Here is a 20,602-nt window from a genome sequence, read left to right on the forward strand (position 1 = left end):
GATGTCGCTGGAACTGCCTTCGTATCTCGATTGGCTCGGCTACCTCGTGGGTGTGGAATGGCCCGAGGGCGACGAGGATCAGATGTGGGCGCTGGCCGAGGATTGGCGCACTGCGGCCAACGGTCTGCGCGAGCAGGTTTCGTCGATCACCGACGCCAAGTCCGCGACCCTGGCCGCCTACGTGAACGGCGACGGCGTCGAGGCGATGTCGAAGCTGTTCGACCAGCTGGCCGGTGCGGGCGGCGGTGGCGACGGCACGTCGATCCTGGATCTGGCCAAGCATTTCGAGCAGCTCGGTGACTCGGTCGAGGAGTCCGGCACCGAGATCCAGTACACGAAGCTGATGTTCTACTCGTCGCTGGTCATGGCGGCGGGTGAGATCGCGGCGGCCTGGCTGTGGCCCCCGACCGCTCCCGCGGTGGAGGCGGTCGTCGTCACCATGACGCGCATCGCGGTCCGGATCATCGGCCGGGAGGCGCTCGATCGGATGCTGGCGATCGCGGCCAAGATGGGCATCACCGCGGTGGTGAAGTTCGCGCTGAAGCACATGGTGTTGAACACCGTGCTGGGAACGTTGCAGGACTACGGGATTCAGCAGTATCAGGTCGATACCGGGCATCGGAAGAGCGTCAACTGGACACAGGTCGGCGTGACGGCGATCAGCTCCGGTGTCGGCGGCGCGGTAGCGGGCCCGCTGGGGGGCGCGCTCGGCGACGCGATCGGCAATCGCGTGAAGACCCTGACCCGCAATCCCGCACTGCAGCACTACATCACCGCCGGACTGACCGGCGCGTCCGCCGGAATCATCGGCGGCGGTGCGGGTTTCGTCGGCGCGACCGCCGCCCAGTTCGGCTTCGACTGGGCCGAGAACGGCTGGGACAAGGCGGTCAACAACCTCGAGCACACCCAGTTCGATATCCGCATGCTCACCGCCGGTGCGTTCAACGGCGGCGTCTCCGGCCTGAATCACACGGCCGCACACAGCTTCTGGGAGCCGCGTATGGCTCTCAAGACCTCGGGTATCGGCGCTACCGACCTGACCTCGGTCGGCGGCCATCCGGCCCTGGACGGCCCGGGTGGCACCCACGGCGGAACCAACGGCGTCGACGGCCCCCGCGCCGGCGTCGCTCCCACCGACACCGGCACCACGGTGAGCGACGGCAGCACGTCCCGCCCCGAGACCGCGGCCGGCACCGAAGGCGGCAGCGCACCCGCGAACCAGACTGGCGCGCAGCTTCATTCGGCCGGCACCACAGCCCCGACCGACACCCACACCGTCAGTGAAGCCCCTGGCGCAGGCGATACCAACGGTCGCCCCCAGTCGAGTGGCGACACGACCGCCGCGCCCAGCCCGGCTCCCATCCACCCCGCCACCCGAGAAACCCCTGTCACCGAGACGCCTTCCACCGAACAGACGGTCGGCGGCACAGGATCCGCGACGACCTCCTCGGGCAGTCCCTCGGCAACTTCGGACGGCCCAGCCACCGGTGGCGCAACACCCGTCACGTCGAGCAGCTACCCATCCGCTGTCGGAGGTCCCAGCGGTGCAGAGGCAACCCCCTCTACCGCAGCAGGTTCCGCATCGAGCGCCCCCTCCTCCAACACGTCACCCGGCCCGGCCGCCGGGGATTCCACCGCGCGCGCCGGTGCGCCGACCGCCAGCCCTACCGGTTCAGCGGGCCCGGGTACGAGCGGCGCCGGAGCCGCCTCCGCGCCCGGCACGACAACCGCAGGAACCGGCGCGGGCTCTACTACCAGCGGCGGCACCTCTGGTCCCTCCGCCAGCGCCAGTGCCAGTGCCGCTGCGGCCAGCAATTCGCCCTCGGGCGTCGCGGCAGCGTCGGCCGGCAACGCCGCCCGTGCCGCGACCCCCACGGGCTCAACCCAACACCTGCCGGGCACAACCCAATCCCCGCTCCCCGAAACCCGCGCAACCGCACCCCGCCCCGACATCAGTCGCGCCGGCGCACCCCCGGAGCCCCGCGCCGCAACCGACCAGCCGTCCCCGGCACCCGCAGACCGGTCGGAGACATCCACTCCCCATCCTGCTCCCGAGTCGGCCTCGACGCCAGATATCGCTGGCGAGCCCGGGATCTCCCATTCGCCCGCCGACACCCAGTCCCCGCGGTCGGATGCGCACCAGCCAGAAGGCCGGTCCCAGGACCAAACCTCCGCCGGCGACGAATCTCCCACCGCGCATCAGCCATCCGATGCGCGCCCGCCTGAGCCGCCGGAGTCGCGGCAGCCCACCGACAATCGCGCAGAGGAAACCCCGGAGGCCCGGCAGTCCACCGAGGGTCGTGCTGAGGACGTCCCGGGGGAGCGGCAGCCCACCGACGGTCGTGCTGGCGAAGCGCCCGAGCCGCGACAGTCCACCGATGGTCCGGCGGCGGGAGAGACCGAGCCGCAGCAGGTTGCCCGCGGTGGGGATGAGCAGACGGACGATCGATACGAGGGCAATCAGCCGACCGGGCGCGAGGAGAGTTCCACGCGCGCTGAGTCGACCGTGCTCGACGAGCCGGAATCCCGCCGCCCCGTAGACGATTCCGTCGAGTCTGGCCCCCGCGACGATGAGCCTGTTGTGCGTGGCGACGAGGAGCTTTCCGGCCTGCGTGACAACGAACCTCGTGGTTCGCGAGAAGAAGGGTCTTCGGCAGCTCACGAGGATGAGCACGTCACCCCTCGCGAGGATGAGCACGCCACCCCTCGCGAGGACGACCCCTCTGCCTCCCGTGAGAACGACCCGTCCTCCTCTCATGAGGAGCGGATCGAGGAACCCCGGGGGGACGAGCCGGTGGCGCGCGATGACGTCGAGCCTGCCGGGCGGAACGATGACGGCAGGGCATTGCGTGAGAGTGAGACTTCGGTTGAGCCCGGGGCGCGTTTGCCGCACGATGAGGGGAATCCAGCCGACCGCGAGTTGACTGCTCGCGATCACGGGACGGGGTCGCCGGAAGGGGCCGGCGAACCGCGACGTGCGGGGGAGATGCCGCAGTCGGAGGGTGCGGCACTGCCTCACCACGAAGATGTGCCGGCGGAAACGCGTGATGGCAGCATGCAGTCGGAGTCGGAATCCGCTGGGCCAGAACGAGAGTCGACTTCTGACCGAGAGCGGCAGCAGAAAGATCCGGCTTCTCCGGAAGACGCCCTCCTCGTCGCCCCGATGCCGCTCGGCGAAACGCCGAATGCTCCTGCGGCTGAGGGTGATCGGGCTCGCCCTTCGGAACCCCACCGTGGGGGCGAAGCGCCCGGAACTGGTCCAGTTCATCCCGAGAAAACCCCGGCGACCGATGCACGTCGTGGCACTCCGCCGGAGCGCACGGACGGACACAAGCCCCACCCCGGCCGCGTGGACGATCCATCGAGTACCCCTGCCCGTGAACCCATTTCGCTCACCGCGGACGAGGTTCGCGAACGCAATCGCGGTCGTTGCGGCGAGTTGGCCTTGCGTCTGCTGCGTCAGCTCACCGGTAACAAATCCATCGTCCCGCCCGAGCGTCGCGTCGGCCCGGAGGGGATGCGGATCGAGGAGCTGGTCGCGGGCGCGGGCGGCAGGCTCGAGACCTTCCCGGACGGGCACGATGCCATCGCCGCTCGCCTGCGCGACCTCGGCGACGGCGCGTCCGCCATGGTCGTGGACCAGTACGCCGGGGCCGCCGATGAGCACGGCGTCGGCGCACACGCCTATCTGCTGGTGAACCGGGGCGGTGAGATCAAGGTCATCGACCCGGGCGCCGGATTGGTCCACGGCTATCCGCCGGAGATTCCCCGCGAGACCAAGGGCACCCACGCCATACTCTTCGACAGCGAGGGCAAACCGGTTCGCCCGCTGAAGAATTCGGTGCGAGCCGGGCTGATGCACCTGGCGAACGAGCATGTGGGCGACGCCGCGCACCCGCCGGCCGACAAACCTCGCCCGCCGGCCGCCGCGCCCCCCGAAGAGGCCGGCGATCCCAAAACGACTCGCGACGACACCCTGGGCGATGAGCCGACGCGGCCCCTGCGCAGGTCGGGTCGTCAGCAGGAGGAACCTCCACCGGAGCCACGGCCGGACACGGAGCCGCAGCCGGACACGGAGTCGCAGCGTCGAGAGGATCGGCCCACGGGGCCGGAAGATCTTGGGCAGGAGGGTGTTCCGGAATATCTGGATCAGGAGCACTCGCACAACTGGTCCCCGCGCCCGGACGACCACTGGTCGCGCATGGACCGCGACGAGATCGTGCACGATCTCGACGAGCGGCTGGGTGTCGAGGTCCGTGGCGCCGAGCACCTCGATCCGGAGGCGTTGCGCGAATTCGCCCGCGCCATCGAGGATGTCGTGAACCAATATCCGATCGATGTGCGCGGCATCGAGATCGGCGGCACGCTGCACAATGCGGGCGCCTTGATGGAGGCGGTGCCGCGGGTGTTGGAGTCCGGCCGGATCGTCGTCGACCGCATCGCGGTGAACGTGGAGTCGATCGCGGATCCGACGGCGTTCGCCGGCGTCGTGCGCAATGGCGAGGCGATCGGCTGGGCTCCGACCGGCGCCGGAGACCGCCCGCTGTACGCGGTATTCGTGCACGAGCTCGGCCACGCACTGGATTTCGCGGGTGGGACGCTCGCGCGCGACCAGGTCGACTACGCGCTGGCCGATCACTATCGGCGGACGCGTGGCGAGGTCACGCCGCTGGAATACCTCGAATGGCTCTCGCAGCTGTCGAATTACAGCTTCACCAGGGACGGCGATGTCAACCGCACCGAGGCGCTGGCGGACGCCTTCATGGACGTCGTCCTCAATGGCGACAATGCCACCGAGCCCGCCAAGGTGCTCCATCGCCTACTGCTCGATCACACCGCGAACGCCGGCCACCCCGAGGCGCACGACCCGATCGGGGAGCGCCCGGCGCACGACGACGGCCACGAAAACCATTCGCAAGAACCGGAATTCGGACCGCAGCCACCGGAATCGGCTCCCGCGATCGTCGATCATTGGACCGACCTCGACCATCAGGCCGTGCTCGATCGCATCCAGCACGACCTAGGGATCGAACCCGTCGGCTTCCACCTCGTGGACGACGTGGAGGTGCTGCGGGAAGTCGGTCGCGCCCTCGAGGACAGCCTGGCCGAGAACCCCGGCATCAAGCCCAAACAGGTGGTGATCGGACCGATCCCGACGGATCCCGACGCCATGGCGGTCACCTTCCGCAGGAGCACACAGCCCGATGGGGTGCTGATACCCCACCGAATCGTGTTCAACGAGGAGTGGGCGAGGAACCCGGCGGCGTTCGCGGAGCGAATTCGCGCGCAGGTGGCCGCCGGACACCACGTCCCGGGTTCCGACGCCCGCCCGGTGTACGCGCTGGTCGTGCACGAATACGGCCATGTGCTGGACCATTACGGCCAGTTGGAGGCCCGCGCGGGCCTGCTGGAAGACCTGATCCACCATTTCGTGGCGACGCACGAGGAGGGCGATTTCACCGCCGTCCAGGAGTGGCTGCGCGGCCAGTTGCCCGGATATGCCTTCGACGAGCACGGGATGCTCAATGCGGCGGAGGCCCTCGCCGAGGGCTACCGCGACGTCATGCTCAACGGCGACAACGCCTCCGAGCTGTCGAAGATCATGGCCCACCGCTTGAAGATCGCCGCCCAGGACGCCGCGGGCCTGCACCCGCCGGACACGGCCGGACACGAGCCGCCCGGCGACCCGCTGGGCGCACGAGACCCCGCCGCCGAATCCCCGGAACCTCACGAACCTCCTGCGCCGCAACCGGAGCCGTCGCCCGAACCTCTTGGGCTGCAACCGAAGCCGTCGCCCGAACCTCCTGGGCCGCAACCGGAGCCGCGCACCCCCGAGGAACTGTGGTTCGACCGCCGGATGGCCGAGCGCGCCGACTTCAACGCCCAGATGGCCGACCGCCGCGCCGAATTCCTGCACAGCCTGGCCGACACCGCGATCCCGGGCAGCTTCGAGGAACAACTCCTGCGCGACCAAGCCCGCCACGCGGAAGGGCTGGCCCAGCAAGCCAGGGACCACGCCGACAGCCTGTGGACCGACCTCGGCGGCCGCCCCGACGAAAACCCAACGGCCACTAGCCCGGAAGAGGCGCGCGAAGCCGATCACCCTGCGGCCCAACAGAACCACTCCGGCGACGGCCGCCCGCCGACCGAACCCCCGTCACGCCCTCGCGCCTCCTCGGACGACCCCGATGGCTGGTTCGACCGCATGCGCGCCGAGCAAGCGGACTGGGACGCCCACATGGACGCCAAACGCGCCGAGTGGTTCCACGAAATGGCCGACCGCGAGGAACCCGGCAGCCAAGCCGAACGCGAAGCCCGCTTCGAAGCCCACATGGCCGACGCCGAAGCCGACCTCTCCCGCATCCGAGCCGATTTCATGTGGGACCTGGCCGGCGGCCGCCCAGACCCCACCACCAACCCCACCCACCCCGATACCCCACCACACCCCGCCACCTCCAAAAACCCCGACGAGACGCCGACGGTGAAGCAGCCTCGCCCCGAAGGTGTCAGCCCCGACGAGACGCCGACCGTGGAGTTGCCACACTCCGAGAGCGCCGGTCCCGATCCGGCGACGGCCACGGAATCGCAGCGGCAGGAGGGCGGACAGCCGCATACCTTGGCGCCCAAGGATCCGGTTGAGGCGTCGCCGGGTCTGCATGCCGCGGTCGAGCAGCTGCGGGATTCGACGCCGGAGGCGGGGGAGCGGCCTCGCAGCGTCGAAGATCTGGTCTACGGTGTCCGCCTCACCGACGCGCTGGGCATTGTGGAAGCGCTGGCGAAGCGCCCGGACGCTTTGGCCGCGCTGCGTGGCCTCGCCGAAGCGGCCAGGGCCGCCGGGGTTTTCGATGATCCCGCCTCGGGGCTGGGCGAGCGCCCGCAGCACGCACCCGCGGGCGAGCCGCGCACGCTCACCCTCGAGGAGTTGCGCGGCGAACTGCTGCGCCGCCTGGGCCTGCCCGACACCGTCGCGGATGATGTCCTGCCACGCGCGGCTGGTGATCTGCAACTCCGGAACCTGTTGCGCGCCGGTGGAATCGAAGCCCTCCGCGATGCCGTGCTCGCCCACGATTCCGCCGCCGGCCCCGAACGCGCCCGTCTGGCCCGCACCCGAGACGACTGGGCGCGCAAGCTCGGTGTCGACCCAGCCCTCCTCGACCCCGAGCACACCACCCCCGCCCAGCGCCGCGACCTCCTCGACGAGCTGCGCGCCGAAACCCTCCGCCGGGCAAGCGATGTCGCCGACCTCATGGTCGCCACCTTCCACACCCCGGGTGCCGACCACGTCCACGTGGTGCTGGAGGCCGACGGCGAGCGCGTTCACATCCGCATGACCGAGGACGCGGACGGGCACCGTCGCGCCGAGATCATCGAACGCCCTGACCTGCCGCGCGAAACCCCCGCCAAGCCAACGGAACCCGAGGCGAAGAAGCCAGGCTGGCTCAAACGCCTGTGGCGGCGCATGATGCACGGCTACGACGGCCAGTCGCCGAAGTACCCGTCGGGCTCGGGCAACGATTCCAAAGGCCAGACCATGCTGGCCATGGAGATCGGCTACGTCACCCACGACGAGGCGCTGCTGCATCTCAAGGACAAGTTCAACCCCGCCCGCATCCTCAAGGAGACCGCGACCCTGTGGAAGGATCGCGAACGCCTGCCGCTGGTCAAACACCTCACCGCCCGGGTCGCCGATGCCGCCGCCGAGGCGATCCCCATGCGCACCCGAGACGGCGGCGAGTACCGCCCGTGGGTCACCGAGGCGGACCCGCGCATGCGTGCGGAGATCGAGGAGTCCCTGCGCCTGGCCGGCTTGCCGATCGAATCGGAAATGCCGGAGCCGCAACACGAACCGCTCGACCGCGGCCCTGCCCTCGAACCGCCGGGCGAGCGCCACTGGGGCACGGAGTTGCCGCAACCCCTGGTAGACGCCGTGACCGCCCGCGACGCCGCACTCGCGGATCTGGTGCGCCTGGCGCGCGAGGCCGGCATCGACATTCCCGCCGACGACCCGCACACCCTGCGCGCCGTGCTGGACGAGGCCGTCTACCGGCTCATGCGCCGCGCCGGCGCGATCGAGGCGCTGCGCGACGCCGGCGAACGCTGGCTGCTGGAGGACTCGTGGGTGCCGTTCAGCCGCGAGATCAGCATCTTCGACAAGGACCCGCTCGGCCGCTACCTGCGCGAGTTCGCCCATTCCGAGGCGATCCGGGTGGAGGAGGACCGGGCGGCCGCCCGCCGCGCGGCGGCGGGCGTGGGCCCCGACGACGACTCGCTGGAATACCGTCCCCGCGAACCACGCCCGTCCTTCCTGGATCTGCAGGGCGTCAACAACGGCGGAGAGTGGCCGCGCCACTTCGACGATCCGGGCGAGGAGCTGTCCAACCGCCGTGAGGGCCGCCTCTTCGAGGATGCGCTGCGCCGCGACCAGATTCAGGACGAGCGCTCGAACTGGGCGCAGCTGCTCGATGTCGGCCTGGATCGCCTGGCCACCGAGGCGGATCTGCGGCGCGCCGTCGCCGAACTACGCATGGACGTGCGCGACCAGGCCGACCACCTGAACCAATTGTCCTCCGCCATCGACCATTTCGTGGAACTGGATACTCAGGCCCGGCAGCACGCCGACGCTTTCACCGATGTCGCCGCCCAGAACTGGGTGCGCGACCACGGCGGTGTCATGCTCGACCGTGAGCACGGGTTGGCAGTGCTGCCCGGACATCCGCAGCGCCTGGTGGTCATTCGCGGCGAACTTGATCACGATGTGCGCCTGCTCGACGCGCTGGTCGCTCACCCGGAGATCCGCGAGCAGCTCAATCGCGGTGAGCTGCAACTGGATTACCGCCTCGTCGGCCTCGACCAGCACGACCGCACGCGAGTGCTCGACCTCGAACCGCCCCAGGTCCGCTTCCACGAGGTGGATGTCGAGGGTGAACGCTCGACGGTCGCGCTCATGCGCAATGGCCTGGAGCCCTGGCGCATCGTCCAGCCGACGCCGGAAACCGCTGCGCCGCATTCGGAATCGCACACCGCTCCCGCCGAGTCCCGCGACCCCGACGTGGTCCGCGCCGAACGCAACGAGGTCGCCTCCCGCCTGTCGGTCTACCGCATGGATCTGGGCGCGAACCTGGCCGAGACGATCGCGGCCCTGCGCCACGACAATGCCCTGCGCGCCGCCCAGATCGAGGGCATGGCGGATTTCATCCGCTCCTCCGACGCCATCGACAGCTTCCACGACCTGGATCGCACGCTCCAGGCGCTGGCGCACCGCCTGGGCATCGATCCGGCGGAGCTCACGCCGCGGCGGCTGGCCGAGGCCATGGCGGATCCGGCCGTGCGCAAGGTGCGACGCCTGCAAGCCGTCGACGATCTCATCAAGTACGCCAAGGCATTGCGCGAGAACGTCGACGAGGCGACGGTTCTCGACGCCCGCAAGGACCTGGCCCGCAAGCTCGGCGTCGAGCCGCAGGATCTGGCACCGGCCAAACCGGCCAAGGAGGACGGTCAGATCGTCGGCTTCGCGCCGGACCTGAAGAACACCGACAAGAAGGCCCTGCTCGCGGCCATCAACGAGCTGTTGCACGAATCAGCCACGCGCCCCGAGCTTTTGGCCGCGCTGACCGAGTACGGCAGCGTGCTGGGTGAAGTGGATCCGTTCCGGCAGCGGCTGCGTTTCGATCCGAGCACCGACCCGCGTGCCGTCGACGGAGAACTGCCCATCCACGACGCGGACGCACCCGCCCTGCTGCGCGCGCTGCGCAGCGATTCCCTCGGCGAGCCACCGGCTTCCGACAACCCGTCGGCCGCGGCCGGTGTGTGGTCGCGGCTGCTCGGCGTGCAGATGAACGACTTCGACAAGACGGTCAAGATCTACCGGGACCAGCTCGGCGGCCTGCACGACCGCCTGAGCCCGAACCAGTTCGCCGACGTGCTCACCACACTGCGCGAGACCGGCGACCTGGACCTCGCCTATCAGCGCTATCGCGACAGTGCCGCCGACCCCGCCGCGGTCTTCACCAAGGAACAGGTCAAGGATCTCGTGCGCGGCGTGCGCAATGCGCGCTACGGCGAGGTGTACGAGGCATACCGCGACGGCAAGATCGAGAAGCACGAGCGGCTCAGCGCCAAGGAGCTCGCCGCCACCGTCGACAGCCTGCGCGCCGAGGTCCGAGCCCGCGCGGCCGACATCGACCTGCTGGAAAGCCTGGCGGCAGAACACAACAGGCTCACCGACCCGCCCCAACCCGTGGCAGCGGCGCGCGACCCCCGCACGGTCGCCACGGATCTGGCCGCCGCGCGCCATGACGCGCAGTTGGCGCGGGAGGGCCGCGACCACGCCAGGGGGCGGGTCTACCGCGAAGACGGCGGCGCGGGTCTGCGGCCGATCGCGGACAGCGATCTCACGCCGGGACGCGTGGCCGGCACCACCGACTATCTCGCCAACCGTCCGGCGGAGGAAGGCGGCAGCCTCCCGGGCCTGGATCGGCGGCTGACCGATCTCGCCACGGCCGCTGACGATTTCGATCGCGCGCAGGCGCGGGTCGCCGACCTGGAGTCCGAGCTGCGCCGGTCCGTGGAGGCCGATCCGAACGAGTCGCCGGTCACTGCCTGGCAGCGCGAAATCGACACCGCGCGCGCCGAACTCGAAGCGCTGATCGCCGCCGACCCCGCCTTGGCGCGCCAGGGCTTCGAGGCGATTCTCGATCAGGTCGACCGCATGTCCCGTATGCCCCACGAATGGGGTGACGTCTGGACCGACGATCTCGTCCCGCTGCGCGACGCCGTGCATCGCTACGAACAGGCGCGGGAATTCCACGCCGCCGCCCAACGAGACGAAGCGGCGGCCGCGCGTGCTGCCGAAACCCCTGAGCAGACTACGGCCCGCGAACTGTCCACGGCCCGAAGCGATCTCGACGCCGCACACTCGGCCGGCGACGCCGAAGCGGCCACCGCCGCCCAGGAGCGTGTCTCCCGCTGGGAAGCCGAACAGCGCCTCCTCGACGCCCAAACCGCCGCCGCGGCCGACACTCCCCACCAGGCCGCCGACCGCGCCCGCGCCGCGGCCCTCGCCGACCTCCGCGCGGCTATCGCCGAATTCCGTGACGTCACCGGCCTCGACGTCACCGAAGCCGACCTCACCGAACCCAACCTGCGCGCCACGCTCGATCGTCTGCTCCCACAGGCCGGCGGCAACCTGCCCGACCTCGTTCGCGCCTTCGACAAACTGCAATCCGCCGCCGAAGCCTTCCATCCCGTCGACGCCATGCACGCATGGGTCCACGACACCATGACCCCGGTACCCGAGACCGGTGGCGGTGATCCGCACGCGATGTTCGCCCGACAGGTCGAGACCGCTCTCGCCGCCGGTGAAACGCATGTGACCGTCCTCAGCGAGGGCGTCATGCGGATGGCCAAGCGCGTCGAGCTGGTCACCTTCGACACCGATCCGCCGACGCAGCTCATCCGCAAGGTCGTCAACAATCCGCGCCACGCCACCGCGGAGACCTTGGTCGCCCTGATAGGTCAGGCCGTGGGCGCGAAAGTTCCGATGGTGCACCAGGTCGACGAGCACACCGTGTACATGCAGGTGATGCCCGGCGACCTCGGCTCCGAGCATTTCGTCTCGATCACCGACGCCGGACTGGACGCGGTCCTGTCCTCACCCGACGGCCGCCGCCTGGGCCTGCTGGACGTCCTGATCGGCATGCCCGACCGCAACTTCGTCAACTGGCTGCTCAGTGCGGACGGCAGTGTCAGCGGCATCGACCACAGCCTCGCCTTCGGCGGTGGCCGCCGCGGCGACGAACTCACCTCCAGACCCTTCGCCCGCCACTTCGCCGAACGCGGCCCGGACGGCGAAACCATCTGGCACAACCACGATCTCACCGCCGCCGACCTTGCGGAGGCCCGAGCCCGCTTGGAGGCGCTGGCACCTGTCTTCGACGAGCACGGCCACCCCGACTGGCACCGCGCCATGATGGACCGCCTGGCCGAACTGGAACGGCACGCCCGCCCGAACGCCAGCGGTGATGACGGCGAATCCGGCACCCCCGCGCGCGATCCAGGCGGCCCGACAAAGCCGGGCTCTGACCCGGAAGTCGCCCCCGCGCCTGAACTCGAGCACGCTGCCAGCGGCGGCCAGGAGCCCCCGAACCGGCCACCGGACACGCCCTCGGGTCCCGAACCCGAAGACCCGAATCCGCGGCCCGGCAACGACTCCGGTGACGGTTCGGCAAACGCGACGCCCGAGCCCGAAGGGGAGCGGACCCGCGAGTTGCCGCCGAATCCGGACGACGTGCCGACCGCCGAGGTACCCAAGCCTGGGCAGGAATCGACCCTCGAACTGCCTAAGTCGAGCGAAGATTCGACCCTCGAACTTCCCCGACCGGGTGAGGATTCGACTCTCGAACTGCCGCCGGGTGAGGATTCGACTCTCGAACTGCCCCCACCGGGCGAGGATTCGACTCTCGAACTGCCCCCACCGGGCGAGGATTCGACTCTCGAACTGCCTCCGCCGGGCGAGGACGCGACCGCCGAATTGCCTGCTCCCGGCGAGGATTCGGCGGCTATCGTCCCCGTCCCTCACCACGAGGCGACGCTCGAATTGCCGACAGCCGCCGAGGAGCTGCCGCCGGTGGACCCCGTGGCGGATTCGCCGACCTTGAAGGCGCTCGCGGAGTTCCTGCAAGGCGTGCGAGACGCACCGGACTCGCACGGCCGCGGCGTCGACGAGGTCGTGTACGTGGCACGGCTGCTGGACGCCCTCGGGCTCGACGCCGCCACCGCGCATCTCAACGATCCCCTCACCGTGCTGCGGGCCGTCGCCGAAATGGCCAGGGCCCGCGGCTTCTTCGGCGATCCCGAACAGGGCGCCCCCGCTCGCCCGATGCGCGAGGCCGACGACTACCGGGATCTGACGCCAGAGGAAATCTACGGTGACGAGGAGTTTTGGCGCACCGAGGCCGACCCGGCGGACCTGCTGGCCATCGAAACGGCCCTGCGTGAAGCCGGCCTGAATGGCGAATTGCCACCCGGCCGAACCGAAACCACTCGCCCCCTCGACCCGGCACCTGAAGCGACCGGCACTCACCGGGATGCCGCCAGCACTCACCCAGAGGGAACCGGGTCGAACCCGGAATCGCGTACGCAACCAATCCATCCGGGCGGCGACGGCCCCACTCCCGAACGCCCCCTGGAGCCTTGGTCACAACGCCCGCACGACCCGAATGCCGCCGAGCCACGCGTGCTCACCCTCGACGAACTGCGTCAGCGTCTCGCCGACGAATTCGGCCTGTCCGCGGACGATCTGTCCCGCGAAAATCTCCCCTTGCAGGCGGGCGAGATGCAGTTCCGAAACCTGTTGCGCGCGGGCGCACTCGAAGCCCTCGCCGACATCCTCACCCGCCACGACGCCGCCACCGGCGCCGAACGCGAACACTTGGCCCGCGTCCGCGACGACTGGGCCCGCAAGCTCGGCATCCCGGAAGCCGCCCTGGACCCCGAAACCACCACACCCGAACAGCGCAAGGCCGTCCTGGACGCACAACGCGCCGAAACCCTGCGCCGCGCGATGGATGTCGCGGACCTCATGGTCGCCGCCCTGCACGTCCCCGCCGCAGATCACGCGCATGTAGTACTGGAAGCGGAGGGCGAACGCGTCCACGCCCGCGTCGTCGAGAAGCCCGACGGCAGCAAGCGCATCGAACTCGTCTCCCGCCCCGACCTCGGCGAACACCGGCCCGGCGCCAAGCCGAAGGACAATCCGGGCTGGCTGCAACGCGTGTGGCGGCGGATGATGCACGGCTTCCACGCCCAGTCGCCGAAGTATCCGTCGGGTTCGGGCAACGATTCCAAGGGCCAGACCATGCTGGCCATGGAGATCGGCTACGCCACCCACGACGAGGCCCTGCTGCATCTCAAGGACAAGTTCAACCCGGTCCGCATCGCGAAAGAGGTCGCGACCCTGTGGAAGGCCCGCGAGGACCTGCCACTGGTGAACAAGCTGACCCGCCGCATCGCCGACATCTCCCCGGACCTGAAGGCCATGCGCACCCGCCAGGGCGGCGAGTACCGCCCGTGGATCACCGAAGCGGACCCGCGCCTCCGCGCCGAGGTCGAGGAGTCCCTGCGCCTGGCCGGCTTGCCGATCGAATCGGAAATGCCGGAGCCGCACCATGATCCGCTCGGCCCCGAGAGCATTCAGGAGCCGCCGCCGCGCCGGTGGAGCACGGACCTGCCGCAGCCGCTGGTCGATTCGGTCGAGGCGCGAGACGCCGCGCTGCTGGAGCTGGTTCGCGCGGCGCACGAGCACGGCATCGTCCTCGAGGACGCCGACCCGCGGTCGCTGCGCCGCGCGGTGCAGGAGCTCCATTACCGCGCCATGCGCCGGGCCGGAGCCATCGAGGGTTTGCGCGATGCGGCGCAGCGCTGGCTCATGGAGGACGGTGTCGTCCCGTTCAGCCACGAGGTCAGCCTGCTCGACAAGGACCCGCTGGGCCGCTATGTGCGTGAACTCGCCCTGGTCGAGGCGCTGAACGAGCAGGAGCAGAAGGCGCTCGAACGCCGCATCAGGGCGGGCGTCGGCCTCGACCATCCGGGTCTGGAATTCCGGCCCCGCGACCCGCGAGTGTCGGCCCTCGACTTCCATGGCGTCAACAATGGCGGCGAATGGGTGCTGCATTTCGACGACATCGACGACGAGCTCTCCAGCAGCCGCGAGGGCCGCCTGTTCGAGGATGCGTTGCGCCGCGACCAGATTCAGGAGGAACGATCCAACTGGGCGCAGCTGCTGGACGTCGGCCTCGACACCCTCGCCACCCCCGAGGATCTCGCCCACACCGTCGCGGATCTACGGGTCGGCGTCCGCGACGAACTCGCTCGCGCCGCCGCGTTCGCCGAGGTGGTCGACCGATTCCTCGGCGCGGACACCGAATTCCGGCAGCGTGCGGACGAGGCGTCCGCCGCCGCGGCCCGCGACTGGGTGGACGCCAACGGCGGCAAGCTGCTCGACCGCGAGCACGGTCTGGCGATCCTGCCGGGCGAGCACGGCGCGCCCGAACGCCTGGTGGTGATCCGCGGCGACAATGCCCACGACATCCATCTGGTGGATGCTCTCGCCGCCCACCCGGACGTGCGGGAGCTGGTGAATCGTGGTGCGCTGCACGTGGATTACCGCGCGGTCAGCGTGAACGACGCGGGCCGGGTCCAGGTCGAGGACCTGGCGTCGCCGAATGTCCGCTTCCACGAGGTCGCGGTGGACGGCCGTCAGGTGCCGGTCGCCTTGCTGCGTGAGGGACTCGACTCCTGGCGGATCGTGCAGCCCACCTCGGAGCCCGTCGCCGCCCCGCACACCGAGCCGCCCGCGACGGGCCCGCGCGACCCCGACACGGTGCGCATCGAACGCAACGAGGTCGCCGCGCGGCTCGCGGTCTACGAGATGGATCTCGGCGCGAACCTCGAGGAGACCATCCTCGGTCTGCGCCAGCACAATGCCCTGAGTCTGGCGCAATTGGAGGGCATGGCCGATTACATCCGCACCTCCGACGCCATCGACACCTTCAACGATCTCGATCGCGCCCTGGGCAATCTGGCCAACCGGCTGCGCCTGGATCCGGAACAGCTTTCGCCGCGCGCGATCGCGGAAGCGTTGGCGGATCAGCGGATTCGGATGGGGGAGCGGCGTCGGCAAGCGTTCGCGAACCTCGTCGAATACGCGGACGTCCTGCGCAAGAATGTCGACGAGGGCGCTGCGCTGGCCGCCCGCGACAAGCTGGCGCGAGCACTCGGCGTCGATCCGGACGCGCTGCACAAGCAGAAGGCGGTCAAGGACGACCGCAAGGTCGACATCATCGGCTGGGAGTCGGACCGCAAATCCACCGTCCCGGACGCGCTCGCCGAAGCCTTCGAGAACCTGATCTTCCGGCCGGACGAGCGCCGTGCCGCCGCCATCGACGCGCTCACCGAATACGTTGGCGCGCTTGCCGTTCTCGACCCGCATCGCGACAGCGGGATGCGTTACGACCCGCTCACCGATCCGCGCGCGGTGTCCGGTGATCTGCCCGTCCATGATCCGGACGCGCCCGGCCTGCTGCATGCGCTGGCGAGCGACGCCATCGGTGAGCCGCCGCTGACGGACAACCCGTCCGGGGCGGCCGCGATGTGGTCGCGGCTGCTGGGCGTGGACGTCGGCGATATCGGCAAGACCGTCAAGATCTACGACGAGCGCCTGAGTTACCTGCACGACCGGATGACCCCGGGTCAGCTGCGGGATGTGCTGACCACGCTGGACGAGACCCGGGGCGACAAGGACGCCGCCTACCGCCGCTACCTCGACAGTGTGTCCGACCCGGCGAAAGCCTTTACCTCCGAACAGGTGTCGGACATCGTCCGCGTGGTGGAGCGAGCGCGTTACGCCGAGGTCTACGAGGCGTATCGCGACGGCAAGATCGAGAAACACGAACGGCTCACGCCCAAGGAGTTGGCCGCCGCCGTCGAGGCCATTCGTGCCGAACTCCACGCCCGCGCGGCCGATATCGACCTGCTGGAGCGGCTCGCCACCGAACACCACGACCTTACCAACCCGCCGGAACCCGCAGCGCCGCCGCGTGATCCACGCATCGTGGGACCCGAGCTCGCGGCCGCCCGGCATGAACTGCAGGTGGCGCGGGAGGGTCTCGACTACGCCAAAGGTCGCATGTATCGCGAGGCCGACGGCGGGGAGTTCCGTCCGCTGCGCGACAGCGATCTGACACCCGAGCATCTGCCCGGCACCGAGAACTACCTCGAGACCCGCAACCGCGCCGAGGGCGGCGAGCTGCCCGGGCACGCTCAGCGCATCGAGGACTTGACCGCTGCGGCAAGCGAATTCGATCGAGCACAGGCACGCGTCGCGGCGCTGGAGGCCGAACTGCACGACGGTGTGCGCAACGGTCTCGCGCCGGGCGAGACCCCGGTGGATGCCTGGCGCCGCGAAGTCGAGGCCGCGCGCACCGATCTCGAAGCGCTGGTGGGTGATTCGAGCCAAGCCGTCGAGCACGCCGTCGATCAGGTCGACCGCATGTCCAAGATGCCGCTCACCTGGGACGAAGTCTGGACCGACGAGCTGATCCCGGTCCGCGACGCCGTCCACCGCTACCAGCGAGGCCAGGAATTCCTGCACGCCGCCGAAACCACCGCGGCCACCGAAGCCGAAGCCGCCGCCCGAGCCGCCGAAACCCCGCAGCAACGCACCGCGCGTGAATTGGACGCAGCCCGTGCCGATCTCGACGCCGCGATCGCGGTGGGCGACGACCCAGCCCGCCAGTCCGCTGCCGACCGATTGGCGCGCTGGGAGGTCGAACAGCAACGCCTCACCGCCGAAGCCGCCGCCGCAGCCGACACCCCCCAATCCTCCGCCCACCGCGACCGCCACGCCGCCCAAGCCGCCCTCACCGCCGCCATCGAGCACCTCCACCACGCCACCGGCCTGACCGTCACCGAACCCGACCTAACCCCCGACCGCCTCCACACCACCCTCACCGACCTCCTCACCCGCGCCGGCGGCAACCTCCCCGAAGCAGTCCGCGCCTTCGACCACCTCCAGCACGCCGCCGAAACCCTCCACGCCGCCGAGGCCATGGCGGCCTGGATGGACGAGCACTACCCCGACGCGCACAGGCCCGACGGCAATGAAACTGGTGGCACCCCAACACCTCCCGGCCCCGAGAAGCCACCTTCCAACGCCCCCGGCAGCGTCTCTCCCGCAAGCACCACAGGCGAGCAACCGCTGCCCCCACGCGAACCGAACCCGGGCGCTGCCGCCGTGACCCATGCGCCGGAAGCTGCCGGAACTGATGTGCCGGAGGGCGCTGGAATTCATGTGCCGGAGGGCGCCGGAACTGATGTGCCGGAGGGCGCTGGAACTCATGTGCCGGAGGGCGCTGGAACTCATGTGCCGGAGGGCGCTGGAACTCACGTGCCGGAGGGCGCTGGAACTCATGTGCCGGAGGGCGCCGGAACTCATGTGCCAGAAGGCGGACAACACTCCGCTCCGCCCGCGAACACTGCGGAGCCGGAACCACATTCGCCGGATTCCGGGTCTACCGCTCTGTCAGAGCAGTCGGACGGGCGGACGGCAGCGGAGTGGACCGCGGGGGCGGAAACCGTTCACACCTGGTCGGATCCGAGCATAGCGACGTGGGCCGACGGGGTGCTGGCGACCGCGCGGGAGCACCTCGAACAGCATCGTGCCGCGCTGGCGGAGCTGGCTGAGATCGCGCGCGGCTTGGGTCAGGATCCGACCGGGCTCACCGCGCTACAGCTCGAACAGCGGCTGCTTGCCGTGGTGGACGCGGAGATTCAGCGTCAGCAGGGGCTCATGGAGACACCCGCCGGCATGTCCCCGGATGTGGCCATGGCCCAGCTGAAGGCCGCCGACCAGCAGGTGCGCGACCTGACCGCTCTGCGCAGCACCATCAATGCCGCCGTCCGGACCGGCGTCGACGCCCTGTCCGCCGCCCAGCACCTGGGCGCGCAGGTCCAGGACGCGGCGATCCGCGACGTGCTGACCGCCGCGGGCGCCGACATCCGCGGCCCCGGCGTAGGCATCCTCCCCGGCCAACCCCCCACCATCCTGATCGTCTCCCCCCGCACCGACCCCCTGACCGTCCTCGGCGAGCCCGCCGCAACCAGCCTCACCAACCAGGGCGTACCAATCCACGCCAAACTCCTGGAAGTCGACTTCGACGGCACCATCCACCTCACCGACCTCCAACCCCCCGCCACCCCAACAGAACCCACCACCCCACCCAAACCCATCTCTCCACCCGAACCCACCACCCCACCCGAATCCACCACCCCGACGGAACCCACCACCCTGACGGAACCCACCACTGCGGCGGAACCCACCGCCCCGGTGGAACCCTCCACCCCGGTGGAACCCACCATCCCCGTGGAACCCACCACCCACCCCGCAGTCGGACCAACGCCGCAACACTCCGAGGAACCCAAACCCGCTCAACCGAAAAACGCTGCCGAACAGCCCAATCCGAACGAGCGCGCCGAGCCGGATTCGAACGCACACGAACCCCTCGCCGAACCCTCGGACGAGGCCCATCCGCCGACCGATCCCCCCGTTTCCGGCGACCGGGGGGACGACAACCCGTCGCGCCCACCAACTCAGGACGATTCGGCTGAACCGACGCCCACCCCAACACAGGACCTTGGGGAGGCCCCGAAGCCCAATCCAGCGCCTGAGCCTGAACCAGCGTCTGGGGCGGATGCTGGTGGTGGCGATCGTGAGCAGTCGGTTGCGGGCGATGACAGGTATCGCTACAACCCGAATTGGCGTTCGCACCTGCCGTTTCCGTACAACCCGTACAACCCTGAGTTCCCGGAGTACACGCCGCGGCCGCCCGAGCAGCCGGCACCGTGGACGCTGCCGCCGGAGCAGACGCATCAACCGCATCAGCCGCAGCACCCGGGCACACCCGGGCACCCGCATCATCCGACCTCACCGGGCGGACCTAGCTCGCCGAACGGGCAGCACCCCCATTTCCAGCAACAGCCCCAGCATCCGCAGCATCCGAACCGGCAGCATCAGTACCCAGCGAACCCGCAACAGCAATGGCCACAGCAACAGCAATGGCCACACCAACCGCAGTGGCCGTCTACTCCCACTATGCCGCCGTGGCACCAGAATTCGGGCGCTCAAAACCCGCGGTGGCCGTCGGAGCCCGGAGTCTCGCAGTCGCCACAATGGCCGACGTTGCCTGGCACGCCGGAGACTCCTCAATGGCCTACCGTTCCCGGCTCGCGGCAGGGTTCGCAGTGGCTCCCGACTTCGGGGGCGCAGCAGAATCCCCAGTTGCCGGCGAGGCCCGATGCGCCAACTCATCAGCCGTCGACTCCTGGCTCACCGCAGGCGCTTCCGTGGAACGACGGCGCCGGTGGCCCGCATGGGTTGCCGGGGCCTGGCACGCCGCCCGGGCCCAACCAGGTCGGCGTATCGCAACCGCCACGTTGGCCCGCGGACGCAGGGGTGCCTTCGCAGGAACCGTCCTCCCATGCTGCGGCGCAGGGGTCGTCGGCAAATGGGAGCGCTGGTCAGGGCTTGCCGGGCGGTTCGCCGATGATGTCGCCCGGCGGCCACCAGGGTGCGGGGAACGGGAATTCCCGTGGTACCAGTCGTTTCCCGCGTGCGTCGGCCGGTCCCGCGCAGGGCGGGCAGATATATCTGCGTCAGCATTCCGGCTACGGCGAGTACGCCTGGCTCGATCCGGCGACCGGGCGGTTGAGTTCGGCCCCGATGGGTCCGAGCGCGCCGGCGGGCGTGTTCGACGACCTCGACGGTCTGCGGGTCGCGTTCTACCGGGATCCGCAGGCGGGCCTGGTGGTCCGCATCGGCGATCAGGTGATCGAGGTGGATCGGCTCGGGGCGGGGGCGCTGTGGGAGCGCGTCGGCGCGGATCTGCATAGGCTGGTGATCGGCAGTCCGGGCGACGTGCGCTGTGAGCTGCGGTATCGCGCGCTTCCCGCGGATGCCGACCTGGGCCTGCTGATCCGGGATGTGCTGTCGGACCCGTCGCGGCGGTTCGGGATCTTCGGGTGAGCCCGGTCCCGCGGCAGTGCGTGA

The 20,602-nt window shown here is 69.9% G+C and carries 1 protein-coding gene; it reads left to right on the forward strand.

Translation table 11 applies throughout. From position 1 onward, the window contains the following. Position 1 precedes the first annotated feature (1 nt). Entirely contained in the window at positions 2-20,578 is a 20,577-nt protein-coding gene (locus tag D7D52_RS28220; protein ID WP_120741175.1) for a WXG100-like domain-containing protein, read from the forward strand. Positions 20,579-20,602: the final 24 nt, after the last annotated feature.

Source organism: Nocardia yunnanensis, assembly GCF_003626895.1.
GTDB lineage: Bacteria > Actinomycetota > Actinomycetes > Mycobacteriales > Mycobacteriaceae > Nocardia > Nocardia yunnanensis.